A 24,205-nucleotide genomic window follows, 5' to 3' on the forward strand; every position below is an offset into this window, starting at 1 on the left:
GTCGACCAGACTGCCCCCGTCCCTGACGCGCGGGCGGTCGAGAAGCGGAGCGCCCGCTCCCACCCGAGTCGCCGCCACGGTGGCCGGGTCCGGTCCCCGGTTTCGGGCACGTCCCGACGCCGGATGCGCGATCCTGTGATCGTGCCGACCGGTCGAGTGGGCCCTGGCATACGCCGGGGCCTTCTGCTTTCCGGGTCGGCTCCCACCCGGGAGCCCACGGAGTCGGCACCGTAGGAGACTCGACTCGAGGAGGCCCCATCAGCGTCGAACCACGCGTGAACGAGCAGATCCGGGCACGTGAGGTCCGACTGGTCGGCCCTGAGGGTGAGCAGGTGGGCATCGTCCCGCTGGAGCGCGCCCTGCAGCTGGCCGCGGACGTCGACCTGGACCTGGTCGAGGTTGCGCCGATGGCGCGCCCGCCGGTGTGCAAGCTCATGGACTTCGGCAAGTTCAAGTACGAGAGCGCACTGAAGGCGCGCGAAGCGCGGCGTAACCAGCAGCAGACCGTCATCAAGGAGATGAAGCTCCGGCCGAAGATCGACCCGCACGACTACGAGACCAAGAAGGGTCACGTGGTGCGGTTCCTCAAGGCCGGCGACAAGGTCAAGGTGACGATCATGTTCCGCGGTCGGGAGCAGAGCCGCCCGGAGCTGGGCTACCGGCTCCTGCGCCGGCTCGAGTCCGAGATCACGGACCTTGGATACGTCGAGGCCGCGCCGAAGCAGGACGGCCGAAACATGATCATGGTTCTCGCTCCGCACCGGGCCGTCAAGGCCTCCGCGGTCGCCGCCACGGCGTCCCGCGGTGGACCGCGCGACCGGGCAGCGGAGGAACCGGCCGCTCCGGCCGGCGAGACCCCGGCGGCCGGCGAGACCGCAGCAGCCGGTGAGACCGGCACGACCGCTGAGACCAGCGGCCAGTAACAGGGGAGAAGACGTTCCAATGCCGAAGATGAAGAGCCACACGGGTATGGGCAAGCGGGTCAAGGTGACCGGCAAGGGCAAGATCGTTGCCCAGCAGGCCGGCCTTCGCCACAACCTGGAGAAGAAGCCCAGCACCCAGACCCGTCGGCTGACCGGCACCGTCGAGCTGGCCAAGGCCGACACCAAGCGCATCAAGAAGCTGCTCGGCCGCTGACGCGAGCCACCTGAACCGAAGAAGGAGTTGAGATGGCACGCGTCAAGCGGGCTGTGAACGCCCAGAAGAAGCGTCGTACCCTGCTGGAGACCGCGAGCGGTTACCGCGGTCAGCGCTCCCGGCTGTACCGCAAGGCCAAGGAGCAGGTGCTGCACTCGATGCAGTACTCCTACCGGGACCGTCGCGACCGCAAGGGCGACTTCCGGCAGCTCTGGATCCAGCGGATCAACGCCGGCGCCCGGGCCAACGGCCTGACCTACAACCGCCTGATCCAGGGCCTGCGCCTGGCCGGCATCGAGGTCGACCGGAAGATCCTGGCCGACATGGCCGTCAACGACGCCGCCGCGTTCGCGGCGATCGTCGAGCTGGCCCGCGCCGCCGTGGCGGCCGAGGGCACCGGTGGCGCCGCGGCTCAGGCCGCCTGACCCACCCCGTACGGCAGATCGAGGCGTCTCCCATGCAGTCACAGTCGCAGGGGAGGCGCCTCGACGCCGTTCCCGGACCGTTCACCCCGCGTACCCCGAGGGTCGTTGCCGCCCGCCGGTTGCAGCGCCGGCGCGACCGCGACCAGGCCGGCCGGTTCCTGGCCGAGGGGCCGCAGGCGGTCCGTGAGGCGCTCGCCCGCACCGGCACCGTGGTCGAGCTGTTCGGCACCCCGGCGGCACTCGACAGGTACGCCGACCTCGCGGCCACCGCCGCCCGCGCCGACGTGCCGGTCTCCGAGGTGACCGACGACGCCCTGGCCGCGCTGGCCGAGACCGTCGCGCCGCAGGGCCTGGTGGCGGTGTGCCGGCACCTCGACGTACCCCTGGAGCAGGCAGTGGCGCGCGGGCCGCGCCTGGTCGCGGTGCTCGCCGGGATCCGTGACCCGGGCAACGCCGGCACCGTGCTGCGTACCGCCGACGCGGCGGGCGCGGGCGCTGTGGTCTTCGCCGGCGAGGCGGTCGACCCCTACAACGGCAAGTGCGTGCGGGCCTCCGCCGGCAGCCTCTTCCACGTCGACGTGGTGCGCGCCGCCGACCCGCTCGCCGCCGTCGAGGCGCTGCGGGCCGCCGGCCTGGAGATCCTGGCCACCACCGGGTACGGCGACAGCGACCTGGACGACCTCGCCGACGCGGGACGGCTGGCCGCCCCCACCGCGTGGCTGTTCGGCTCGGAGGCGCACGGCCTGCCCGACGAGTTGACCGGCGCCGCCGACGCCCGGGTCCGGGTGCCGCTGCACGGGCGCGCGGAGAGCCTGAACCTGGCTGCGGCGGCGGCCGTCTGCCTGTATTCTTCCGCCAGAGCACTGCGTGTCCCCCGGGGCACGCGAGAGACAGCAGGGGAGTCCGCCTCGTCATGAACGCGCCATGGCGTTCGTTTAGCCAGCCCGCCGGTGTCGGCGGGCGGCGGGCCTGACCCTTCCCCCTGCACGACTCCCCACCGGCGGGCTGCGGCGAAGCCGCGCGTCCGTAGACTCGCCTAGCCACCCGCGAGGGTCGGCGCCGCCGTGAGGGAGTGCCCGTTCACCATGAGCTACCGCAACGATCCGTACGACCCGAAGCAGGTCGCCCTGCTCGACCCGGACGCCCTGGCCGGGGCCGTGGCCGACGCCGAGAAGGCGTTCGCCGAGGCCACCGACCCGGACGCGCTCACCGCGCTGCGCCCCGCGCACCTCGGTGACCGGTCCCCGGTGTCGCTGGCCCGCCGGGAGATCGGCGCGCTGCCGCCGGCCGCCAAGGCCGACGCCGGCAAGCGGGTCAACGAGGCCCGCCGGGCCATCGAGTCCGCGTACGCCGCCCGGCAGGAGATCCTGGACCGGGAACGGGCCGCGCGGGTACTGGTCGAGGAGCGGGTCGACGTGACCCTGCCGTACGACCGCCGGCCGCGCGGAGCCCGCCACCCGCTGAGCGTGCTGATGGAGCAGATCAGCGACCTGTTCATCGGCATGGGGTACGAGGTGGCCGAGGGCCCCGAGGTCGAGCTGGAGTGGACCAACTTCGACGCGCTGAACATCCCGGCCGACCACCCGGCGCGCGGCCTGATGGACACGTTCCACATCGCACCCGAAGGCTCGGGCCTTGTTCTGCGCACCCACACGTCGCCGGTGCAGGCGCGCACCATGCTCAGCCGCAAGCCGCCGATCTACGTGGTGGTGCCCGGCCGGGTCTACCGCACCGACGAACTGGACGCCACCCACGCGCCGGTGTTCCACCAGGTCGAGGGCCTCGTGGTGGACAAGGGCATCACCATGGCGCACCTGCGCGGCACGCTCGACCACTTCGCCCGGGCCATGTTCGGCGAGGGTGCGAAGACGCGCTGGCGGCCGCACTACTTCCCGTTCACCGAGCCGTCGGCGGAGTTCGACGTCTGGTTCCCGGAGCACCGGGACGGCCCGCAGTGGGTCGAGTGGGGCGGCTGCGGCATGGTCAACCCGCGGGTGCTGCGCGCCTGCGGCATCGACCCGGAGGTCTACTCCGGATTCGCGTTCGGCATGGGCATCGACCGGACCGTGATGGTCCGGCACGGCGTCAGTGACATGCGGGACATGGCCGAGGGCGACGTGCGGTTCACCCGCGCGTTCGGCGCCTGAGCTACGGGAACGGTGGTTTAAACAGTCATGCGAGTCTCTGTCAGTTGGCTGCGGGAGTACGTGGACCTGCCGGCCGACCTGCCCACCGGCGACCTGGAGCAGGCGCTGGTCGACCTCGGCATCGAGGTCGAGTCCGTGGTGGACCTGCGCGAGTCGGTCACCGGCCCGCTGGTCGTCGGCGAGGTCCTGGAGATCGAGGAGCTGACCGGCTTCAAGAAGCCGATCCGCTTCTGCCGGGTCGACGTCGGCGCCGCGAACGGCACCGGTGAGCCGCAGGAGATCGTCTGCGGGGCGCGCAACTTCGCCGTGGGCGACAAGGTCGTGGTGATCCTCCCCGGCGGCGTGCTGCCCGGCGGGTTCGCGATCGGCGCGCGCAAGACGTACGGGCGCAACTCCCACGGCATGATCTGCTCGGCGCAGGAGCTGGGGCTCGGCGACGACCACTCGGGCATCGTCGTGCTGCCCGAGGACGTCAAGGCCCAGCCCGGCGACGACGCCCGGCCCGTCGTCGGCCTGGACGACGTCGTGGTCGAGATGGAGATCACCCCGGACCGCGGGTACGCGCTGAGCGTGCGCGGCATCGCCCGGGAGCTGTCGCACGCGCTCGGCGTGCCGTTCCGCGACCCGGCCGACGCGCCCGCGCCCGGCGCGACCGCCGAGCCCGCGTACCCGGTCGAGGTCCGTGACCCGGTCGGCTGCGACCGGTTCGCGGCGCGGATGGTGCGCGGCGTCGACCCGACGGTCGAGACGCCCGGCTGGATGCGGCAGCGGCTCACGGTGGCCGGGGTGCGCAGCATCTCGCTCGCCGTCGACATCACCAACTACCTGATGCTCGAACTCGGCCAGCCGATGCACGCCTTCGACGCGGACCGGATCGCCGGCACGCTCGTGGTGCGCCGCGCCGAGGCGGGGGAGAAGCTGACCACGCTGGACGGGGTGAACCGCACGCTGTCCGCCGAGGACCTGGTCATCTGCGACGCTGGGCTGCCCAACGCCCTCGCAGGCGAGGACGCCGGCGTTCCGATCTCGCTCGCCGCGGTGATGGGCGGCGAGACCAGCGAGGTGCTCGCCTCCACCACGAACGTGCTGTTCGAGGCGGCGCACTGGGATCCGGCCACCGTCGGCCGTACCGCGCGGCGGCACAAACTGTTCAGCGAGGCCGCGAAGCGCTGGGAGCGGGGCGTGGACCCGGCGCTGCCGCTGGTCGCGCTGGAGAAGGCGGTCCGGCTGCTCACCGACCTCGCCGGTGGTACGGCTGGCGAGGAGGTGCTCGACATCGACCACGTCGCGCCGCGTACGCCTGTCACGCTGCCGGTGGACCTGCCGTCGCGGCGCGTCGGCGTGACCTATTCGCCGGACCGGGTGGTGGAGCTGCTGGAGCAGGTCGGCTGCACCGTCACCCGCGGCACCGACCGGCTCGCCGAGGACCCGGGCACCGTCGGCACGGCCGGGGTCGGCCCGGGCGCCGGTGCCGGTGAGGTGCTGACCGTCACGCCGCCGAGCTGGCGTCCCGACCTGACCGACCCGGCCGACCTGGTGGAGGAGGTGGTACGCCTCGACGGCTACGACCGCGTGCCGTCGGTGCTGCCCACCGCGCCGCCCGGCCGGGGCCTGACCTGGCAGCAGCAGCGTCGCCGGGCCGTCGCCCGCTCGCTCGCGGAGCGCGGCTACGTCGAGGTGCTGGCGCAGCCGTTCGTCGCGCCGGAACTGGTCGACCAGCTCGGCCTGCCCGCCGACGACCCGCGCCGCCCCGCGGTACGGCTGGCGAACCCGCTGTCGGAGGAGGAGCCGCTGCTGCGCACCACGCTGCTCGGCCCGCTGCTCGGCATCGTCAAGCGCAACGTCGGCCGGGGCCAGCGGGACGTGGCGATCTACGAGATCGGCACGGTCTTCCACCCGCGTCCCGGTGCCGGCACCCCGCCCGCGATGGGCGTGGACCGGCGGCCCACCGACGAGGAGTTCGCCGCCGCCGACGCGGTCGTTCCCGCCCAGCCCCGGCACGTCGCGGTGGCGCTCACCGGCGAGATCGAACCGGCCGGCTGGTGGGGCGCGGGCCGCACGGCCGGCTGGGCGGACGCCGTCGAGGCGGGCCGGGCGGTGCTCGACGCCGCCGGGATCCCCGCCGACCGGGTGACGGTACGGGCCGGGGAGCGGGCGCCCTGGCACCCGGGCCGCTGCGCCGAACTGGTGGTGGACGACGTGGTCGTCGGCCACGCCGGTGAGCTGCACCCGGCCGTGCTGGCCGCGCTGGAGCTGCCCCGGCGTACCAGCGCCATGGAACTGGACCTGGACGCGCTGCCCGCCGCCCCGCTGGCGGCCGGGCCGACCATCTCCACGTTCCCGCCGGCCCTGATCGACGTGGCGCTGGTGGTGGACGACGCGGTGCCGGCGGCCGAGGTGCGGGCGGCGCTGGTCGAGGGCGCGGGCGCGCTGCTGGAGGACGTCCGCCTGTTCGACGTCTACACCTCCGAGCAGCTCGGCGAGGGACGCAAGTCGCTGGCGTACAAGCTGACGTTCCGCGCCCCGGACCGGACCCTCGCGGGCGAGGAGGCGGTGGCCGCGCGCGACGCGGCGGTAGCGGTAGCCGCCGAGCGCTTCGGCGCCACCCTGCGCGGCGCATGAAAGGAGGGGCCCCCTCTTAACGCCTCCGGTAGAGGAGGGGGCCCCTTTTAACACGCCGGCTCACGCGAGCCGCTGGTGAACGTCATCTCATGGCTATGCAACGCGCCGTATGACCTTGCGGTGGCGCTGCCCCGACCGGTACTCTTCTCTGCATAGTCATGCGGAGGTGGGTATGGGCATTCGGGTTGCCGTGGCCGGGGCGAGTGGATACGCCGGGGGCGAACTGCTGCGCCTGCTCGCCGGTCACCCCGAGTTCGAGCTGATCGCCGCCACCGCACACAGCCAGGCCGGTCAGCCAGTCACCGCCGTACACCCGCACCTCGCGGGCCTCGACCTGGTGTTCGCCGCGACCGAACCGGCGACCCTCGCCGACGCGGACCTGGTCTTCCTGGCCCTGCCGCACGGGCAGTCCGCGGCGCTCGCCGCGGCGCTGCCCGACCCGGTCAAGGTGGTCGACCTCGGCGCTGACCACCGGCTGCGTGACGCCGGCGCCTGGTCCCGCTACTACGGCGGCGAGCACGCCGGCGCCTGGACCTACGGGCTGCCCGAGCTGCCCGGCCAGCGGGCCGAGATCGCCGCCGCCACGCGGGTCGCCAGCACCGGCTGCTACGCCGTGGCGACCACGCTGGCGCTGGCGCCGCTGATCGCCGCAGGCGCGGTACGCCCCGACGACGTGGTGGTGGTCGCCGCCTCCGGCACCTCCGGCGCGGGCCGGGCCGCCAAGGCCCACCTGCTCGGCAGCGAGGTGATGGGCGACCTGACCCCCTACAAGGTGGGCGCGCACCAGCACGTGCCGGAGATCAAGCAGGCCACCGGCGCGACCGGCCTGTCCTTCACCCCGGTGCTCGCGCCGATGCCCCGGGGCATCCTGGCCACCGTCACCGCGGTCCCCACCGGCGACGCCGACCCCCGCGCGGTGCTGGCCGCCGCCTACGCCGACGCGCCGTTCGTGCACGTGCTGCCCGAGGGATCGTGGCCGCACACCGCGGCCACCGCCGGGTCGAACTCCTGCCACCTCCAGGCGACTGTGGACGTCGACTCGGGCCGGGTGATCGTGGTCAGCGCGATCGACAACCTGGGCAAGGGCGCGGCCGGCCAGGCCGTGCAGAACGCCAACCTGATGGTGGGTCTCCCGGAGACCACCGGTCTGTCCGTGTTTGGAGTGGCCCCGTGAGCGTCACCGTCCCCCGTGGGTTCCGCGCCGCAGGTGTCGCGGCCGGACTGAAGTCCTCCGGCGCCGCCGACGTCGCCCTCGTGATCAACGACGGCCCGGACGCCGGCGTGGCCGGTGTGTTCACCGCCAACCGGGTCAAGGCCGCGCCGGTGCTGTGGAGCCAGCAGGTCGTGCACGGCGGCGTCGTGCGCGCCGTGGTGCTCAACTCCGGCGGCGCGAACGCCTGCACCGGCCCGGCCGGCTTCCAGGACACCCACGCCACCGCCGAGCACACCGCCGCCGCGATCACCGCGGCGAACGCGCGGCTGATCGTCGGCGCCGGCGAGGTCGCGGTCTGCTCGACCGGCCTGATCGGCGAGCGGCTGCCGATGGACAAACTGCTTCCCGGCGTACGCGAGGCGGTGCGCGGCCTGTCCCGCGACGGCGGCCCGGCGGCCGCCGAGGCGATCATGACCACCGACACCCGGCCCAAGACGACTGTGGCGCAGGGTACGGGCTGGACCGTCGGCGGCATGGCGAAGGGCGCGGGCATGCTCGCCCCGGCCATGGCCACCATGCTCTGCGTGCTCACCACCGACGCGGTGGCCGGGCCGGACGCCCTGGACGCCGCACTGCGCGCCGCCACCCGGATCACGTTCGACCGGATCGATTCCGACGGCTGCATGTCCACCAACGACACGGTGCTGCTGCTGGCCAGCGGCGCCTCCGGCATCGAGCCGACCGCCGAGGAGCTGACGGCCGCGGTCACCGCCGCCTGCCACGACCTGGCCCAGCAGCTCCTGGCCGACGCGGAGGGCGCGACGAAGGAGGTCGCGATCGAGGTGGTCGGCGCGGCGAGCGAGGACGACGCGGTCGAGGTGGGCCGCACGGTGGCCCGCAACAACCTGGTGAAGACCGCGCTGTTCGGCAACGACCCGAACTGGGGACGGATCCTCGCCGCGGTCGGCACCACGGCCGCCGTGTTCGAGCCGGACGGCGTGGACGTCGCGGTCAACGGCATCTGGGTGTGCCGGGGCGGCGCCGCCGCCGAGGACCGCGCCAAGGTGGACCTCACCGGCCGCGGCGTCACGGTCCGGATCGACCTGCACGCCGGCGCCGACACCGCCACCATCTGGACCAACGACCTGTCCCATGCGTACGTCCACGAGAACTCGGCCTACTCCACATGAACCTCTCCGCTGACCTCACCCGGGCCCAGGCCAAGGCCGCCACGCTGATCGAGGCGCTGCCCTGGCTGGCCCGTTTCTCCGGCGCCACGGTCGTGGTCAAGTACGGCGGCAACGCCATGGTCGACCCCGAACTCCAGCGGGCGTTCGCCGCCGACATGGTGTTCCTGCGCTACGCCGGCCTGAAGCCGGTCGTGGTGCACGGCGGCGGCCCGCAGATCTCCGCCATGCTCGGCCGCCTGGGCATCGCCAGCGAGTTCCGGGGCGGCCTGCGGGTCACCACCCCGGAGGCGATGGACGTGGTCCGGATGGTCCTGGTCGGTCAGGTCGGCCGGGAACTGGTCGGGCTGATCAACGCGCACGGCCCGTACGCGGTCGGCCTCTCCGGCGAGGACGCGGGGCTGTTCACCGCGGTGCGCCGTCCCGCGTACGTGGACGGGGAAGCGGTCGACGTGGGCCAGGTCGGCGACGTGGAGTCGGTGAACGTCTCGGCGGTCACCGACCTGATCGAGGCCGGCCGGATCCCGGTCATCTCGACGGTCGCGCCGGACGCCGACGGGGTGCTGCACAACCTCAACGCGGACACCGCCGCCGCCGCGCTGGCGGTGGCGCTGGACGCCCGCAAGCTGGTCGTGCTGACCGACGTGCCCGGCCTGTACGCCGACTGGCCCGACACGTCCAGCCTGATCAGCGAGATCACCGCGGACGACCTGGCGAAGCTGCTGCCGTCCCTGGAGTCGGGCATGGTCCCGAAGATGGAGGCCTGCCTGCGGGCGGTGCGCGGGGGAGTGCCCGCCGCGCACGTCGTCGACGGCCGGGTCGCCCACTCCACGCTGCTGGAAGTGTTCACGTCGGAGGGCTTCGGAACGATGGTGATCGAGTCATGAGCACGCTGGTGCAGCGGTGGAACGCCACCATGATGGGCAACTACGGCACGCCGCCGCTGGCGCTCGTCTCCGGCTCCGGCGCCGTCGTGGTCGACGAGACCGGCCGGGAGTACGTCGACCTGCTCGGCGGCATCGCCGTCAACGCGCTCGGCCACGCCCACCCGGCGGTGGTTGCAGCCGTCAGCAAGCAGGTCGCGACGCTCGGGCACGTGTCGAACCTGTTCGTCGCCGAGCCGCCGGTGGCGCTGGCCGAGCTGCTGCTCGCGCTGGCCGGCCGCCCGGGCCGGGTGTTCTTCGCCAACTCCGGCGCGGAGGCCAACGAGGCCGCGTTCAAGCTGTCCCGGCTCACCGGCCGCCGGCACGTGGTCGCCACCCACGGTGGGTTCCACGGCCGGACCATGGGCGCGCTGGCGCTCACAGGGCAGCCCGCGAAGGCCGACCCGTTCCGCCCGCTGCCCGGCGACGTGACCCACGTGCCGTTCGGCGACGCCGACGCGCTGGCCGAGGCGGTCACCGACGACACCGCCATGCTGATCATCGAGCCGATCCAGGGCGAGAACGGCGTGGTCGTCCCGCCGCCCGGCTACCTGGCCGCGGCCCGGCGGATCACCGCCGCGCACGGCGCGCTGCTGGTGCTCGACGAGGTACAGACCGGCGTCGGCCGGACCGGCCACTGGTTCGCCCACCAGGCCGAGGGCGTCGAGCCGGACGTCGTCACGCTCGCCAAGGGCCTCGGCGGCGGGCTGCCGCTGGGCGCCTGCCTGGCCTTCGGCCGGGCCGCCGACCTGCTCACCCCCGGCTCGCACGGCACCACGTTCGGCGGCAACCCGATCAGCTGCGCCGCCGCGCTCGCGGTCGTCTCCACGATCGCGCACGAGGGCCTGCTCGACCACGTCAAGCGGATCGGCGAGCGGCTGCGCCGGGGCGTCGAGGCGCTCGGGCACCCGCTGGTCCGTGAGGTACGCGGCTCCGGCCTGCTGCTCGGCATCGTGCTCGACCAGCCGGTCTCCGCCGCCGCCGCGGCAGCGCTGCGCGAGGCGGGCTTCCTGGTCAACCCGGTGCAGCCGGACGTGGTCCGGCTCGCCCCGCCGCTGATCCTCACCGCGGCGCAGGCCGACGCGTTCCTCGCCGCGCTGCCGGCCGCGCTGTCCGCCGCCGCGCCCGACGCCACGACCCCGACGGAGGCTCCCGCATGATCCGCCACTTCCTGCGCGACGACGACCTCACGCCCGCCGAGCAGGCCGCCGTGCTCGACCTCGCCGCCCGCATGAAGGCCGACCGGTACGCGCACCAGCCCCTGACCGGGCCGAAGTCGGTGGCGGTGCTGTTCGACAAGCAGAGCCTGCGCACCCGGATCTCCTTCGACGTGGGCATCGCCGAGCTGGGCGGGCACCCGCTCGTGGTGGACACCCAGGTCACCCACTTCGGCAGGGGCGAGACGCTCGCCGACGCGGGCCGGGTGCTGTCCCGCTACGTCGCCGCGATCGTGCTGCGCACCCACGGCGACGACCGGATCGCCGAGGTCGCCGCGCACGCGACGGTGCCGGTGGTCAACGCGCTGACCGACACGTACCACCCCTGCCAGCTGCTGGCCGATCTGCTCACCGTGCGGGAACGGTTCGGCGGGACCGCCGGGCGGATCCTCACGTACGTGGGCGACGCGGCGAACAACATGGCGCACTCGTACCTGCTGGCCGGCGCGACCGCCGGGATGCACGTGCGGATCGCCGGCCCGGCCGGGTTCCAGCCCGACCCGGAGATCGTGGCCCGCGCCGAGAAGATCGCCGCCACCACCGGCGGTTCGGTCCAGGTGCTCACCGACCCGGCCGAGGCGGTACGCGGCGCGCACGTCGTCGCCACCGACACCTGGACGTCGATGGGGCAGGAGGAGGACGGACTGGACCGGACCACGCCGTTCCTGCCGTACCAGGTCAACGCCGCGCTGCTCGGCCACGCCGACGCCGACGTGATCGTGTTGCACTGCCTGCCCGCCCACCGGGGCGAGGAGATCACCGACGAGGCGCTCGACGGCCCGCACAGCGCGGTGTTCGACCAGGCGGAGAATCGGCTGCACGCCCAGAAGGCGCTGCTGACGTTTCTCCTGGAGGAATCCGCATGACCGCTCCGCTGACCCGCGCCGCGCGACACGCCCGCATCGTCGAGCTGATCCGCGACACCCCCATCCACTCGCAGACCGAGCTGGCCGACCTGCTCGCCGGCGACGGCATCCAGGTCACCCAGGCCACCCTGTCGCGCGACCTGAAGGAACTGGGAGCGGTGACCGCGCGTGGCGGCGACGGGCGGGGCGTCTACCTGATCCCGGAGGACGGGCACCGGCCGCTGCGCGACGCCGAGGGCGCACCGGCCCGGCTGGTCCGGCTGCTGCGGGAGCTGCTCAACGGCGTCGACTCCAGCGGCAACATCGCGGTGCTGCGTACCCCGCCGGGCGCGGCGCAGTACCTCGCCAGCGCACTGGACCGGGCCGGCCTGTCCGAGATCGTCGGCACCATCGCCGGCGACGACACCATCCTCGTCGTGGCCCGCGAGGCCGACGGCGGCGCCGCGCTGGGTGAGCGGCTCGCCGCGTGGGCCCGCCGCGACGACCCAGTCGAAGGGGGCACCTCGTGACCGAGCGGGTCGTGCTCGCGTACTCCGGGGGCCTGGACACCTCGGTCGCCATCCCGTACCTGGCCGAGCGGACCGGCGCGGAGGTGATCGCGGTCGCTGTCGACGTCGGCCAGGGCGGCGAGGACATGACAGTGATCCGGCAGCGCGCGCTCGACTGCGGCGCCGTCGAGTCCGAGGTGGTCGACGCCCGCGACGAGTTCGCCGCCGACTACTGCCTGCCGGCGATCCGGGCCAACGCCCTCTACATGGACCGCTACCCGCTGGTGTCCGCGCTGTCCCGGCCGCTGATCGTCAAGCACCTGGTCGCGGCGGCGCGCGCCCACGGCGGCACGATCGTGTCGCACGGCTGCACCGGCAAGGGCAACGACCAGGTCCGGTTCGAGGTTGGCCTGGCCGCCCTCGCGCCCGACCTGAAGGTCGTCGCGCCGGCCCGGGACTTCGCCTGGACCCGGGACAAGGCGATCGCGTACGCCGAGGAGAAGGGGCTGCCGATCGACGTGTCGGCGAAGTCGCCGTACTCGATCGACCAGAACCTGTGGGGCCGGGCCGTGGAGACCGGCTTCCTGGAGGACATCTGGAACGCCCCGGTCGAGGACCTCTACGCGTACACCGAGGACCCGGCGTCGGAACGCGACCCGGACGACGTGGTGATCACGTTCGACGACGGCGTCCCGGTCGCGATCGACGGCGAGACGGTCACCCCGTACCAGGCGATCCGGGAGCTGAACCGGCGGGCCGGGGCGCACGGCGTGGGCCGGCTCGACATGGTCGAGGACCGGCTGGTCGGCATCAAGAGCCGCGAGGTGTACGAGGCACCCGGCGCGCTCGCCCTGATCACCGCCCACCAGGAGCTGGAGGCGGTCACAGTCGAGCGGGACCTGGCCCGGTTCAAGCGCGGCGTCGACCAGCGCTGGGGTGAGCTGGTCTACGACGGGCTCTGGTTCTCGCCGCTGAAGCGGTCGCTGGACGCGTTCATTCACGACGCGCAGCGGCACGTCACCGGCGAGGTACGGCTGCGGCTGCACGGCGGCCGGGCGGTGGTCACCGGCCGGCGCTCCGAGGCGAGCCTCTACGACTTCGGCCTCGCCACCTACGACACCGGCGACACGTTCGACCAGTCGCTGGCGAAGGGATTCGTACGACTGTGGGGACTGCCCAGCACGATGGCCGCGCAACGGGACGCCCGGATGGGAGGGGCCTGATGGGGGGCACCACAATGGGTGGGGTGGACGACAAGAGCCTGACCGAGAACAGCGCCCCCGCCAACCGGACGAGCCTCTGGGGCGGCCGGTTCGCCGGCGGGCCCGCCGAGGCGCTCGCGCGGCTGTCGGTGAGCGTCCAGTTCGACTGGCGCCTCGCCCCGTACGACATCGCCGGTTCCCGCGCGCACGCCCGGGTCCTCGCCGGCGCCGGCCTGCTCGACCCGGACGAACTGGGCCGGATGCTGGCGGCGCTGGACGACCTGGAGGCGGCCTGCGCCTCCGGCGCGTTCCGCCCGACCGTCGACGACGAGGACGTGCACACCGCGCTGGAACGCGGCCTGCTGGAACGACTCGGCAGCCTCGGCGGCAAGCTGCGCGCCGGCCGGTCCCGCAACGACCAGGTCGCCACCGACCTGCGGCTCTACCTGCGCGACCACGCCCGCGGCGTGGCGGCCCGGCTGGTCGAGCTGGCCGAGGCCCTCGTCGAGCAGGCGGAACGGCACGTGGACACCGCCGCGCCGGGCATGACGCACCTGCAGCACGCCCAGCCGGTGACGTTCGGGCACTGGCTGCTGGCCCACGTGCAGCCGCTGCTGCGCGACCTGGAACGGATGCGCGACTGGGACGAGCGGACCGCGATCAGCCCGCTCGGCGCGGGCGCGCTGGCCGGCTCGGGACTGCCGCTGGACCCGGTGGCGGTCGCGAAGGAGCTGGGTTTCCGCACCTCGTTCGCCAACTCGATGGACGCGGTCGCCGACCGCGACTTCGTGGCCGAGTTCCTGTTCGTCACCGCGATGATCGGCGTGCACCTGTCCCGCCTCGGCGAGGAGGTGGTGCTCTGGACCTCGCAGGAGTTCGGCTGGGTCGAGCTGGACGACGCCTTCGCCACCGGCTCGTCGATCATGCCGCAGAAGAAGAACGCGGACATCGCCGAGCTGGCCCGGGGCAAGTCCGGCCGCCTGGTCGGCGGCCTGATGAGCGTGCTCACCATGCTCAAGGGCCTGCCCATGACGTACGACCGGGACATGCAGGAGGACAAGGAGCCGGCGTTCGACGCGGTCGACACGCTGGAGCTGCTGCTGCCCGCGCTGGCCGGGATGATCTCCACGATGACGGTCCGGGTGGACCGGCTGGTCGCGAGCGCGCCGTCGGGCTTCTCGCTGGCCACCGAGGTCGCCGACTGGCTGGTGCGGCGCAACGTGCCGTTCCGCGACGCGCACGAGATCACCGGCAAGCTGGTGGCGCTGTGCGCGGCCCGCGACTGCGCGCTGGACGAGGTGTCCGACGCCGACCTGGCCGCGGTGAGCGAGCACCTGGACCCCTCGGTGCGCGACGTGCTCTCGGTGCGCTCGGCGCTCGCCGCCCGCATCACGCCCGGCTCCACCGGCCCCGGCCCGGTCGCCGACCAGCTCGCCGCCGCGGCGGACAAGCTGACCGGCTGGCGGGAGTGGGCCGCCGAGCGGGTCGTACCCCGCTGACCTGCGCGGCTGGTCCGGGGCAGGCGTCCGCCTGCCCCGGATCGGACCGGTCAGCCGGTGGGGCGCTCGCGTTTCGGGAGCTTGGCCACCACCGCGTCGTACGAACCGTCGGCCGCCTCGATCAGCTCGTCGTCCGGGATGCCGCCGGAGAGCCGCAGCGTGTTCCAGCCCGACCGGCCGATGTAGGGGGAGGGGCGTGCGTCGGCCGGGAACCGGTGCAGCCACTCGTCGGCCACCTCCCGGGACGCCCCGCACTTCACCCCGAGACGGGCCTCACCGTCGGGGGAGCCGAGGAACGCGAAGATGCGGCTGCCCACCTTCACCACCTCGTCGCCCTCCCACGGCCGGTCGAGCCAGGCTCCCGGCTTGGCCAGGCAGTAGGCCAGCATCTCCTCGCGCGTCATCGCGTCCTCCCGTGCCGTCGTCCGGCACAGTCTCGCCCGCCGCTGTGACAGCCCGCGCCGCCGGGCGGCCGGTCAGTCGCCGGTGCCGGTGCGGACGGTGAGCCGCTCGTAGCGCTGCCGGGCCGCCTGGGCGCTGCCCAGCCCCAGCCCGAAGGCGATCGCCTGCCAGGTCATGCCCCGGCCGCGGGCCACCTGCAACAGGCCGGCCTCCAGCGCGTCCACCTCGGCCCGCACGTGCGGGATCAGCGTCAGCGCGGCCATCAGGTCGGCCTGGTCGACGGGCTCCTCACCCTCGTCCAGCTCGGCGCCCCCGGCCAGCGCCATCACCAGCGTGGCCGCCTCGTAGGCGTCGGGCACGTCCGGGTGGGCGTAGCGCCGGCGGCGGGAGTTGGTGCCGGCGTGCCGCTCGGCGATCCGCAGCAGCGCCGCGTAGTTGCGGTGCGCCCGGGCCTGGGCAGCATCCGGAGCGGTGAACGGGTCGTTGTCCACGGTGACCATGCCGTCCATCCCACACCCAAGAATGACCTGTTGTCAACACCCTGTTGAAAGTCATTCGTGCACAACGCCGTGCCTCCGGGGAGTGGTGAGAAGACGGCGCGTCATGCACGACAGACGCGCCGCGGGGTGTTCCGGGTTGCCCGGAACGGCCGATTCAGGCCGGTGAGTTCCGCACCGGGGCGGCCGGAGCGGGCCGGCGGCGCGGCGTGTGCCGCCGGTAGACGCTGACGCTGGGCTCGTCCGCCAGCCAGAACCGCCACGGCAGGTCGTGCGCGGCGGCGACCCCGACGCGTGGCCCGGAGACGATCCGCGCCGGGTCGACGGGGCTCGCCGGTGGCGTCAGCAGCAGCGGGCCGCTGCCGTCGATCGCCGAGGTGCCGTTCGCCTCCCGCCCGAGCCCGAGCGCGGTGACCAGCCGGGCCGGCCCGCGGGCCAGCTCCCGGTCGGCGGCGCGCGGCCGGCGCTCGCGAGCGGTCTCGATGCCGTCGACCACCTCGCCCGCGCGCAACAGCACCGCCGCCGCCTCGCCGTCGCGACCGCAGACGATGTTCGCGCACCAGTGCATGCCGAACACGAAGTACACGTAGACGTGCCCGGCGGGCCCGAACATGACCCTGTTGCGCGGCGTCGGCCCGCGGTGGGCGTGCGACGCCGCGTCCTCGCCGGTGCCCGCGTACGCCTCGACCTCGGTGAGCCGGACGGTGACGCCGCCGGACGACACGGTCCAGCCGAGCAGCGTCCGCGCGGTGTCGGCGACCTGCGCGGCGGGTGCGTCGAGCCAGGGGTACGTCATCGCGGCAAGGGTAGTCGGTGAGCGGCGCGTGATCCGGGCCACGCGGGGGTGGGCAGCCACCGGAATAGTTGACTCGTCAAATATGTTGTGAGGAGCGATCCCGGGCCGACCGGTCCGGACCCCACGCGAGGAGCTGGTCATGCAGTTCGGAGTCTTCACCGTCGGTGACGTCACCGTCGACCCCACGAACGGGCGGATGCCGTCCGAGCGTGAGCGGATCAAGGCCATGACCGCCATCGCGCTCAAGGCCGAAGAGGTCGGCCTCGACGTCTTCGCCACCGGCGAGCACCACAACCCGCCGTTCGTGCCGTCGTCGCCCACCACCATGCTCGGCTGGATCGCCGCGCGCACCGAACGGCTGCTGCTGTCCACCTCGACCACGCTGATCACCACGAACGACCCGGTGAAGATCGCCGAGGACTACGCGATGCTCCAGCACCTGGCCGACGGCCGGGTGGACCTGATGATGGGCCGCGGCAACACCGGCCCGGTCTACCCGTGGTTCGGGCAGGACATCCGCAACGGCATCCCGCTGGCCATCGAGAACTACGACCTGCTGCACCGGCTGTGGCGCGAGGACGTGGTCGACTGGAAGGGCCGGTTCCGTACGCCGCTGCAGTCGTTCACCTCGACCCCGCGCCCGCTCGACGGCGTACCGCCGTTCGTCTGGCACGGCTCCATCCGCAGCCCGGAGATCGCCGAGCAGGCCGCGTACTACGGCGACGGCTTCTTCGCCAACCACATCTTCTGGCCCAAGGAGCACACCCAGCGGATGGTCGGCCTCTACCGCGAGCGGTACGCGCACTACGGCCACGGCTCGCCGGACCAGGCCGTCGTCGGCCTCGGCGGGCAGGTGTTCATGCGCCGCAACTCCCAGGACGCGGTACGCGAGTTCCGCCCCTACTTCGACAACGCCCCGGTCTACGGGCACGGGCCGTCGCTGGAGGAGTTCACCCGCGAGACGCCGCTGACCGTAGGCAGCCCGCAGCAGGTCATCGACCGCACGCTGGGCTTCCGCGAGTACGTCGGCGACTACCAGCGGCAGCTGTTCCTGATCGACCACGCCGGGCTGCCGCTGAAGACGGTGCTGGAGCAGCTCGACCTGCTGGGCGAGGAGGTGGTGCCGGTGCTGCGCAAGGAGTTCGACTCGCTGCGTCCCGCGCACGTGCCCGAGGCGCCCACCCACGCGAGTCTGCTGGCCGCCCGCGACGCCGCCCCGGCCGGGGAGCAGCGATGACCAGCCGTACCCTCGCGGTCGTCTCGGCCGGTCTCGGCCAGCCGTCGTCCACCCGCCTGCTCGCCGACCAGCTCGCCGCGGCCGCCCGCGACGAGCTGGCCGGCCGCGGCACCACTGTGGAACTGCGCGTGGTCGAGCTGCGCGAGCACGCCCACGACGTGGTGAACCACCTGCTCACCGGCTTCGCCCCGGCCGCGCTGCGGCGGACGCTCGACGAGGTGGCGGCCGCCGACGGGCTGATCGCGGTGACGCCGATCTTCAACGCGTCGTACAACGGGCTGTTCAAGTCGTTCTTCGACGTGGTCGACCGGGACGCGCTCGCCGGCAAGCCGGTGCTGCTCGGGGCGACCGGCGGCACCGCCCGGCACTCGCTGGCGCTGGAGCACGCGGTCCGGCCGATGTTCACGTACCTGCGGGCGGCGACACTGCCCACAGCGGTCTTCGCCGCACCGGAGGACTGGGCCGGCGACGACGGCGACAGCGCGCTGCGGTCCCGGATCCGCCGGGCCGGAGCCGAGCTGGCCGAGCAGGTGGACCGCCGCCCGCCCGCGACCGGCCCGGCCGACCCGTTCGCGCTCACCACCGACTTCGCCGACCTGCTCGCCGGCCGCGACCCGTCCTGACGCCTGGGCGGGTCGGCGCGGACCCGACAGCTACCGGCCGTGGCCGTCGCCGGAGAACCACGCCGGGGAGCTCGTTATGACTGAGAGGCATAAATATGCCTCTCAGTCATAACGCTTGCAGGACATCTCTCTGGCCGGGCGGAGCGGGTCGGAGCGGGCCGGCCAGCCGCGCGGCGCGTCAGTCGTCGGCCGGCTCCGGCCGGTGGGCGACGAGCACCGGGCAGTGGGAGTGCTGCACCAGCGCCTGGCTGACCGAGCCGAGCAGCAGCCCGGCGAAGCCGCCCCGGCCCCGGGAACCGACCACCACGAGCGACGCCTCACCGCTGGCCTCCCGGAGCGCGGTCTCCGGCGAGGCGGCGGTCACGGCCCGTTCCGCCACGCGCAGGTCCGGGTGCGCCGCCCGGACCCGGGCCGCGGCCTCGGCCAGCAGCCCGGCCGCCTCGGCCCGCGCCGCGGTGGACGCCTCCGCCGCGACCTCCGGCGCGACTGCGCCGCGTTCCGGCGACCGGACGTGCATCAGCACCAGCTCCGCGTCGCGCCGGTCGGCCTCGTCCGCCGCCAGCTCGATCGCGTACGCGGCCGAGTCGGAACCGTCCACGCCGACCAGCACCGGACCGTCCACCGGGATCGGCTGCTCCTCCGGGCGGACGATCAGCACCGGGCAGTGCCCGTGCTGCGCGAGCTGCCCGCTGACCGAGCCGAGCAGCAGGCCGGCGAAGCCGCCCACGCCCCGGCTGCCCACCACGACCAGTTCGGCGCGGCGGGACTCCTCGACCATCGTGGCGCCGGGGCCGCCGGCGACCTGGCGCACCTGCACCCGCAGGCCCGGGTGCCGCTCGGCCAGGTCGGCGGCGACCGATTCCAGCATCTTCTCCGACTCCGCGGTGGGCGCCGGCACCCCCAGGTCGTACGGGTTGAGCGGCACGCCGTACCCCATCGGGTGCAGGTAGCCGTGCACGAGCAGCAGCGGCCGGGAACGGGCGACGGCGGTCGCGGCGGCCAGGTCGGCGGCGGCCAGGCTGGACGGCGATCCGTCCACTCCCGCCACGACGGGTCGGTTCATCTGGTGCTTTCCCTCCGGTCGGCTCAGGCCATTGTGGCGCTGCCGGCCCTGCCCGGGCCGGGGAACCGGCTCAGTGGGTCCGGTCGCCCCGGTGCCGGACGACGGCGAGCGGGCTGTGGCAGTGGTGCAGCACGGCGTGGCTGACCGAGCCGAGCAGCAGCGCACCGAGGCTACCGCGCCCGTGCGCGCCGACCACCGTCAGCTGCGCGCCGACGGACTCCTCGACGAGCACCCGGGACGGGGTGGCGGCGGCGACCAGCTTCGGCCGTACCGTGACCTCCGGGTAGCGCTCGGCCCAGCCGGCGATCGCCTCGGCCAGCACCCGCTGCTCGTCGGCGCGCAACTCCTGCGGGTCGTACGCCAGCGGCACGACGTCGCCGAACGCCTCCCGGTAGGTCACCGGCTGCGGGTAGAGCCAGGTGTGCACCACGACCAGCTCGGCGCCGCGCGCCGCGGCCTCGGCGAACGCGAACCCGACCGCCTCGTTCGACAGCGCGGAGCCGTCCACGCCGACCACCACCGGGCCGTCGGCGCGGGCCTCACCCCGGGCCACGAGCACCGGGCAGTCCGCGCGGGCGGAGAGCTGCACCGCGGCGGAGCCGACGAGGAGTTCGGCGAAGCCGCCCAGTCCCCGGTGACCCAGCACGAGCAGCGCGGCGTCGCGGCTCTCCCGCAGCAGCACCGCCACCGGCCCGCCGTCGACGACCGCGCCGGTCACCGCCAGCTCCGCGTCGACCTTGCGGGCCTCGTCCACCGCCTCCTCGACCAGCTTCTCGGCCTCCTGGCGCAGCTCGATGTCGGGCAGCACCGGGGCGACCATGCCCAGCGGCGTGCCGACCAGGGGCCACAGGAAGGCGTTCACCACCCGCAGCGGCCGGTGCCGCAGCACCGCCTCGCGTGCGGCCAGCCGTACCGCGTCCAGCGCGGACGGGGAGCCGTCCACGCCCACCACGACGGGGGCACCGGTTCTGTCGGTCATCACGTCCTCCTTCGGTTCCCCTTCAGCCTGCGCCGACGGCCCCCACCTGGGCAGAGTCGATCCGCCCGGCACGTCCGGGACCATCGGCCCCTACCGGTCGGGCCGGCGGCGGGGTGGAATGGGACCAGTGCTCCCCTCCTGTCGACCCTGGAGGCGCGATGACCCCGCTGGAGATGCTCCGCGTCCACCCCTTCCTGGCCGGGCTGCCCGACGAGTGGCTGCCCCGGCTCACCGGTTACGCCCGCCCGGTGGTCTGGCACCCCGGGCACCGGCTGTTCCGCGCCGGCCAGCCGGCCGACCGGTTCTGGCTGGTCCGCGGCGGCCAGGTGGCGCTGGACTTCCCGGTGCCGGGCCGTGGTGACGTGGGCATCGAGACGATCGGGCCGGGCGGCGTGCTCGGCTGGTCCTGGCTGTTCCCGCCGTACCGCTGGCAGTTCGGCGCGGTCGCCACCCAGCGCAGCACCGCCGTCGAACTCGACGCCGACGGGGTACGCCGGCTGATGGAGTCCGACGACACGCTCGGCCGTCAGCTCACCACCCGGTTCATGAGCGTGGTGGTGGACCGCCTCCAGGCGTCCCGGGTCCGGCTGCTCGACCTGTACGGCTACCCGACGGCGGCGGCCAGCTGAACCGGCGCGCCGTCAGGTGACGGTGAGACCGCGGGCGGCGAACTGGCCGCGTACCCGGGTCAGCAGGCCGGCATCGGGCGGCTCGGTGTCCGCCAGCGGGAACGTCAGGCCCAGCTCGGCGTACTTGTGGGCGCCGAGCCGGTGGAACGGCAGCACCTCGACGCGCTGCACCGTCGCCAGCCCGGCGGCCACGTCGGCCACCCGCTCCACCTCGTCGACCGCGTCGGTCAGCCCGGGCACCAGCACGTACCGGATCCAGATGGGCGTACCCCGGTCGGCGAGCCGTTGCGCGAACCGCAGCGTCGGCGCGAGCCGGCCGGTGCCGGTGACCCGGCGGTACGTCTGCGGGTTGCCCGCCTTCACGTCGAGCAGCACCAGGTCGGTGGCGTCCAGCAGCGCGTCGTCGGCGCGGACACCGAGGAAGCCGGACGTGTCGAGCGCGGTGTGCAGGCCGAGGTCGTCGTGGCAGCGGCGTAGCAGTTCCCGGGTGAACGCCGGTTGCAGCAGCGGCTCCCCGCCGCTGACCGTGACGCCACCACCCGCCACCTGGATGAAGCGGCGGTACCGGGTGGCGAGCGTGACCATCTCGTCCACCGTGCGGCGGCGACCGCTGCGGCCGTACCAGGTGTCCGGGCTGTGGCAGTAGCGGCAGCGCAGCGGGCAGCCGGCCAGGAAGACCACGAACCGGGTGCCCGGCCCGTCCACCCCGACCGAGGTGTCCCACGAGTGCACCGCGCCGGAGACGGCACCCGGCGCCGCCGGAGTCACCTCCGGCGCCGCCGGAGTCACCTCCGGCGGCGCGGGCAGGCGGCCGTTCACAGCGACCCGTGGAAGGTCCGCGACACCACGTCGCGCTGCTGCTCCGGCGTGAGCCGGACGAAGTTCACCGCGTACCCGGACACCCGGACGGTGAGCTGCGGGTACCGCTCCGGGTGCGCCATCGCGTCCAGCAGCGTGGCCCGGTCCAGCACGTTGACGTTGAGGTGGAACCCGCCGGCGTCGGCGTAGCCGTCGAGCACACCGGCCAGGTTCGCGATCCGCTCGTCGCGGGTGTGACCCAGGCCGTCCGGCGTCACGGTGCCGGTGAGCGAGATGCCGTCGCGGGCCGCGTCGTACGGCAGCTTCGCCACCGACAGCGCCGAGGCGACCAGACCGTGCGTGTCCCGCCCGTTCATCGGGTTCGCCCCCGGCGCGAACGGCTCACCGGCGCGCCGGCCGTCCGGCGTGTTGCCGGTGTGCTTGCCGTACACCACGTTCGAGGTGATGGTGAGCACCGACATGGTCAGCTCCGCGTCGCGGTACGTGCGCTGCCGGCGCAGCTTCTCCGCGAACGTCTCGACCAGCCACACCGCGATCTCGTCGGCCCGGTCGTCGTCGTTGCCGTACGTCGGGAACTCGCCCTCGACGGCGAAGTCGACGGCCAGGCCGGTGGCGTCGCGCAGCACCTTCACCCGGCCGTACCGGATGGCCGACAGGCTGTCCACGGCGACCGACAGGCCGGCGATGCCGGTGGCCATGAACCGGCGCACCGGGTGGTCGTGCAGCGCCATCTCCAGCCGCTCGTACGCGTACCTGTCGTGCTGGTGGTGGATCACGTTCAGCGCGTCCACGTACGTCTGCGCCAGCCAGTCCAGTGTCCGGTCGTACGCGGCCAGCACCTCGTCGTAGTCGAGCGTCTCGCCGCCGACCGGCGCGGCCGGCGGGGCCACCTGCGTGCCGGTCAGCTCGTCCCGGCCGCCGTTGATCGCGTACAGCAGCGCCTTCGCCAGGTTCGCCCGGGCGCCGAAGAACTGCATGTCCCGGCCGACCCGCATGGCCGACACGCAGCAGGCGATCGCGGTGTCGTCGTCGTACGCCGGGCGGATCAGCTCGTCGTTCTCGTACTGGATGGCGCTGGTGTCCAGCGACACCTGGGCGCAGAACCGCTTGAAGCCCTCGGGCAGCCGCGGCGACCAGAGCACAGTCAGGTTCGGCTCGGGCGCCGGGCCGAGGTTGTAGAGCGTCTGGAGGTAGCGGAACGCGGTGCGGGTGACCAGCGGCCGGCCGTCCGCGCCCATCCCGCCGAGCGACTCGGTGACCCAGGTCGGGTCGCCGGAGAACAGCTGGTCGTACTCGGGGGTGCGCAGGAAGCGGATGATCCGCAGCTTGATCACGAAGTCGTCGATCAGCTCCTGCGCGCCGCTCTCGTCGAGCCGCCCCTCGGCGATGTCCCGCCGCAGGTACGCGTCGACGAACCCGGCGGTGCGGCCGAGCGACATCGCGGCGCCGTTCTGCTCCTTCGTGGCGGCCAGGTAGGCGAAGTACAGCCACTGGATCGCCTGCGCGCCGGTGGCGGCCGGGCGGGAGATGTCGAAGCCGTACGAGGCGGCCATCTCCTTCAGCTCACCGAGCGCGCGGATCTGCTCGGCCAGTTCCTCCCGGTCGCGGATCACGTCGTCGGTGCTGCGCCGGTCGTCCAGCGCCGCCTTGAGCGCGCGGCGCTCCTCGACCAGCCGGTCCACGCCGTACAGCGCCACCCGGCGGTAGTCGCCGATGATCCGCCCGCGCCCGTACGCGTCGGGCAGCCCGGTGATCACGTGCGAGCGCCGCGCGGCCAGCACGTTCGCCGGGTACGCGTCGAAGACCGCGTCGTTGTGCGTGCGGCGGTACCGGGTGAAGATCTCGTGCACCCGCGGGTCCGGCTCGCGCCCGTACGCCCGCAGCGCCGTCTCCACCATCCGCAGCCCGCCGGCCGGCATGATCGCCCGCCGCAGCGGCGCGTCGGTCTGCAACCCGACGATCAGCTCCCGCTCCCGGTCGATGTAGCCCGGTGCGTGCGAGGTGATGGTCGACGGGGTGGCCGCGTCGACGTCGTACACGCCGCGCCGCCGCTCCTCGCCGAACATCTCCCGCAGCCGGTCCCACACCGCGAGCGTGCGCGGCGTCGGCCCGGTGAGGAACGACGCGTCCCCGGTGTACGGCTCGTGGTTGTGGCGGACGAAGTCGGCCACGTCGACTGTCTCCTGCCACGCTCCGGCGTGGAATCCGCGCCAGGGGGCCAGGGGTTCGGTGGCGGTCATGTCGGTCCCTCTCCGGGCGTCGGCGGTGGCCCGGTCCCCGCCGGGTGCGGGGAC

General features: G+C 73.8%; 24 protein-coding genes. 17 read left to right on the plus strand and 7 right to left on the minus strand.

Annotation, left to right across the window (positions count from 1 at the left end; genetic code table 11):
* Nucleotides 1-275 precede the first annotated feature (275 nt).
* From infC to argH, 14 genes are all read left to right on the plus strand, one after another.
* Nucleotides 276-923, plus strand: coding sequence for a translation initiation factor IF-3 (infC, locus tag IF06_RS0112395; protein ID WP_013285540.1), 648 nt, complete (start codon nucleotides 276-278; stop codon nucleotides 921-923).
* A 19-nt stretch (nucleotides 924-942) separates the two neighbouring features.
* Nucleotides 943-1,137, plus strand: coding sequence for a 50S ribosomal protein L35 (gene rpmI, locus IF06_RS0112400; RefSeq protein ID WP_007075851.1), 195 nt, complete (start codon nucleotides 943-945; stop codon nucleotides 1,135-1,137).
* 32 nt (nucleotides 1,138-1,169) lie between these two features.
* Entirely contained in the window at nucleotides 1,170-1,562 is a 393-nt protein-coding gene (rplT, locus tag IF06_RS0112405; RefSeq protein ID WP_013285541.1) for a 50S ribosomal protein L20, read from the plus strand.
* Between the two features lie 32 nt (nucleotides 1,563-1,594).
* A complete protein-coding gene (locus IF06_RS0112410) occupies nucleotides 1,595-2,479 on the plus strand; it encodes a TrmH family RNA methyltransferase (protein WP_030271069.1) in 885 nt (294 codons plus the stop codon).
* Nucleotides 2,480-2,647: 168 nt separating this feature from the next.
* Entirely contained in the window at nucleotides 2,648-3,709 is a 1,062-nt protein-coding gene (gene pheS / locus IF06_RS0112415) for a phenylalanine--tRNA ligase subunit alpha (protein ID WP_013285543.1), read from the plus strand.
* Nucleotides 3,710-3,736: 27 nt separating this feature from the next.
* Nucleotides 3,737-6,331: a phenylalanine--tRNA ligase subunit beta gene (locus IF06_RS0112420; RefSeq protein WP_030271070.1), complete on the plus strand. Its 2,595-nt coding sequence runs from the start codon at nucleotides 3,737-3,739 to the stop codon at nucleotides 6,329-6,331.
* A 172-nt stretch (nucleotides 6,332-6,503) separates the two neighbouring features.
* Nucleotides 6,504-7,505: an N-acetyl-gamma-glutamyl-phosphate reductase gene (gene argC, locus IF06_RS0112425; RefSeq protein WP_013474915.1), complete on the plus strand. Its 1,002-nt coding sequence runs from the start codon at nucleotides 6,504-6,506 to the stop codon at nucleotides 7,503-7,505.
* Entirely contained in the window at nucleotides 7,502-8,674 is a 1,173-nt protein-coding gene (gene argJ / locus IF06_RS0112430) for a bifunctional glutamate N-acetyltransferase/amino-acid acetyltransferase ArgJ (RefSeq protein ID WP_013285546.1), read from the plus strand. Before argC ends, argJ begins: the two co-directional genes overlap by 4 nt.
* A complete protein-coding gene (gene argB / locus IF06_RS0112435) occupies nucleotides 8,671-9,558 on the plus strand; it encodes an acetylglutamate kinase (protein ID WP_013285547.1) in 888 nt (295 codons plus the stop codon). Before argJ ends, argB begins: the two co-directional genes overlap by 4 nt.
* Entirely contained in the window at nucleotides 9,555-10,754 is a 1,200-nt protein-coding gene (locus IF06_RS0112440; protein WP_030271071.1) for an acetylornithine transaminase, read from the plus strand. The genes argB and IF06_RS0112440 overlap by 4 nt, the downstream gene beginning before the upstream one ends.
* Complete coding sequence (gene argF, locus IF06_RS0112445; RefSeq protein ID WP_030271073.1) at nucleotides 10,751-11,677, plus strand: ornithine carbamoyltransferase; 927 nt, start codon at nucleotides 10,751-10,753, stop codon at nucleotides 11,675-11,677. The genes IF06_RS0112440 and argF overlap by 4 nt, the downstream gene beginning before the upstream one ends.
* Nucleotides 11,674-12,186: an arginine repressor gene (locus tag IF06_RS0112450; protein WP_030271075.1), complete on the plus strand. Its 513-nt coding sequence runs from the start codon at nucleotides 11,674-11,676 to the stop codon at nucleotides 12,184-12,186. Before argF ends, IF06_RS0112450 begins: the two co-directional genes overlap by 4 nt.
* The gene (locus tag IF06_RS0112455; protein WP_030271077.1) at nucleotides 12,183-13,388 is read left to right on the plus strand and encodes an argininosuccinate synthase; all 1,206 of its coding nucleotides are present in this window, start codon (nucleotides 12,183-12,185) and stop codon (nucleotides 13,386-13,388) included. Before IF06_RS0112450 ends, IF06_RS0112455 begins: the two co-directional genes overlap by 4 nt.
* A 14-nt stretch (nucleotides 13,389-13,402) precedes the next feature.
* On the plus strand, nucleotides 13,403-14,866 hold the full coding sequence (gene argH, locus IF06_RS0112460; protein ID WP_030271078.1) for an argininosuccinate lyase: 1,464 nt from the start codon (nucleotides 13,403-13,405) through the stop codon (nucleotides 14,864-14,866).
* Between the two features lie 50 nt (nucleotides 14,867-14,916).
* Here argH and IF06_RS0112465 read toward each other — a convergent pair whose 3' ends face one another.
* The 3 genes from IF06_RS0112465 to IF06_RS0112475 all read right to left on the minus strand — a co-directional run bounded on the left by IF06_RS0112465 (nucleotide 14,917) and on the right by IF06_RS0112475 (nucleotide 16,561).
* On the minus strand, nucleotides 14,917-15,270 hold the full coding sequence (locus IF06_RS0112465) for an MmcQ/YjbR family DNA-binding protein (protein WP_013285553.1): 354 nt from the start codon (nucleotides 15,268-15,270) through the stop codon (nucleotides 14,917-14,919).
* A 72-nt stretch (nucleotides 15,271-15,342) separates the two neighbouring features.
* A complete protein-coding gene (locus tag IF06_RS0112470) occupies nucleotides 15,343-15,768 on the minus strand; it encodes a hypothetical protein (RefSeq protein ID WP_013285554.1) in 426 nt (141 codons plus the stop codon).
* Nucleotides 15,769-15,922: 154 nt separating this feature from the next.
* Complete coding sequence (locus tag IF06_RS0112475) at nucleotides 15,923-16,561, minus strand: DNA-3-methyladenine glycosylase (protein WP_013474919.1); 639 nt, start codon at nucleotides 16,559-16,561, stop codon at nucleotides 15,923-15,925.
* A 139-nt stretch (nucleotides 16,562-16,700) separates the two neighbouring features.
* Between IF06_RS0112475 and IF06_RS0112480 the strand changes: the two genes are divergently transcribed.
* Together IF06_RS0112480 and IF06_RS0112485 are read left to right on the plus strand one after the other, a co-directional pair.
* Complete coding sequence (locus IF06_RS0112480) at nucleotides 16,701-17,798, plus strand: LLM class flavin-dependent oxidoreductase (protein ID WP_013474920.1); 1,098 nt, start codon at nucleotides 16,701-16,703, stop codon at nucleotides 17,796-17,798.
* Nucleotides 17,795-18,421: a CE1759 family FMN reductase gene (locus IF06_RS0112485; protein WP_030271082.1), complete on the plus strand. Its 627-nt coding sequence runs from the start codon at nucleotides 17,795-17,797 to the stop codon at nucleotides 18,419-18,421. Before IF06_RS0112480 ends, IF06_RS0112485 begins: the two co-directional genes overlap by 4 nt.
* Nucleotides 18,422-18,599: 178 nt before the next feature.
* On the opposite strand, the gene IF06_RS0112490 is transcribed toward IF06_RS0112485, so the two are convergent.
* Nucleotides 18,600-19,484, minus strand: a complete 885-nt coding sequence (locus IF06_RS0112490) for a universal stress protein (RefSeq protein WP_013285558.1) — start codon at nucleotides 19,482-19,484, stop codon at nucleotides 18,600-18,602.
* 70 nt (nucleotides 19,485-19,554) lie between these two features.
* Nucleotides 19,555-20,463, minus strand: coding sequence for a universal stress protein (locus tag IF06_RS0112495; protein ID WP_013285559.1), 909 nt, complete (start codon nucleotides 20,461-20,463; stop codon nucleotides 19,555-19,557).
* A 158-nt stretch (nucleotides 20,464-20,621) separates the two neighbouring features.
* On the opposite strand from IF06_RS0112495, the gene IF06_RS0112500 reads away from it, so the two are divergent.
* Complete coding sequence (locus tag IF06_RS0112500; RefSeq protein WP_013285560.1) at nucleotides 20,622-21,092, plus strand: cyclic nucleotide-binding domain-containing protein; 471 nt, start codon at nucleotides 20,622-20,624, stop codon at nucleotides 21,090-21,092.
* Nucleotides 21,093-21,104: 12 nt separating this feature from the next.
* Here the strand turns inward: IF06_RS0112500 and pflA are convergent, their stop codons facing one another.
* Nucleotides 21,105-21,911 carry a pyruvate formate-lyase-activating protein gene (gene pflA / locus IF06_RS0112505; RefSeq protein ID WP_030271084.1) on the minus strand — a complete coding sequence of 269 codons (807 nt, stop codon included), beginning with the start codon at nucleotides 21,909-21,911 and terminating at the stop codon, nucleotides 21,105-21,107.
* The gene (gene pflB / locus IF06_RS0112510; protein ID WP_013285562.1) at nucleotides 21,908-24,151 is read right to left on the minus strand and encodes a formate C-acetyltransferase; all 2,244 of its coding nucleotides are present in this window, start codon (nucleotides 24,149-24,151) and stop codon (nucleotides 21,908-21,910) included. Before pflB ends, pflA begins: the two co-directional genes overlap by 4 nt.
* Between the last annotated feature and the right edge of the window lie 54 nt (nucleotides 24,152-24,205).

Source organism: Micromonospora globosa, assembly GCF_000717585.1.
Taxonomy (GTDB): domain Bacteria; phylum Actinomycetota; class Actinomycetes; order Mycobacteriales; family Micromonosporaceae; genus Micromonospora; species Micromonospora aurantiaca.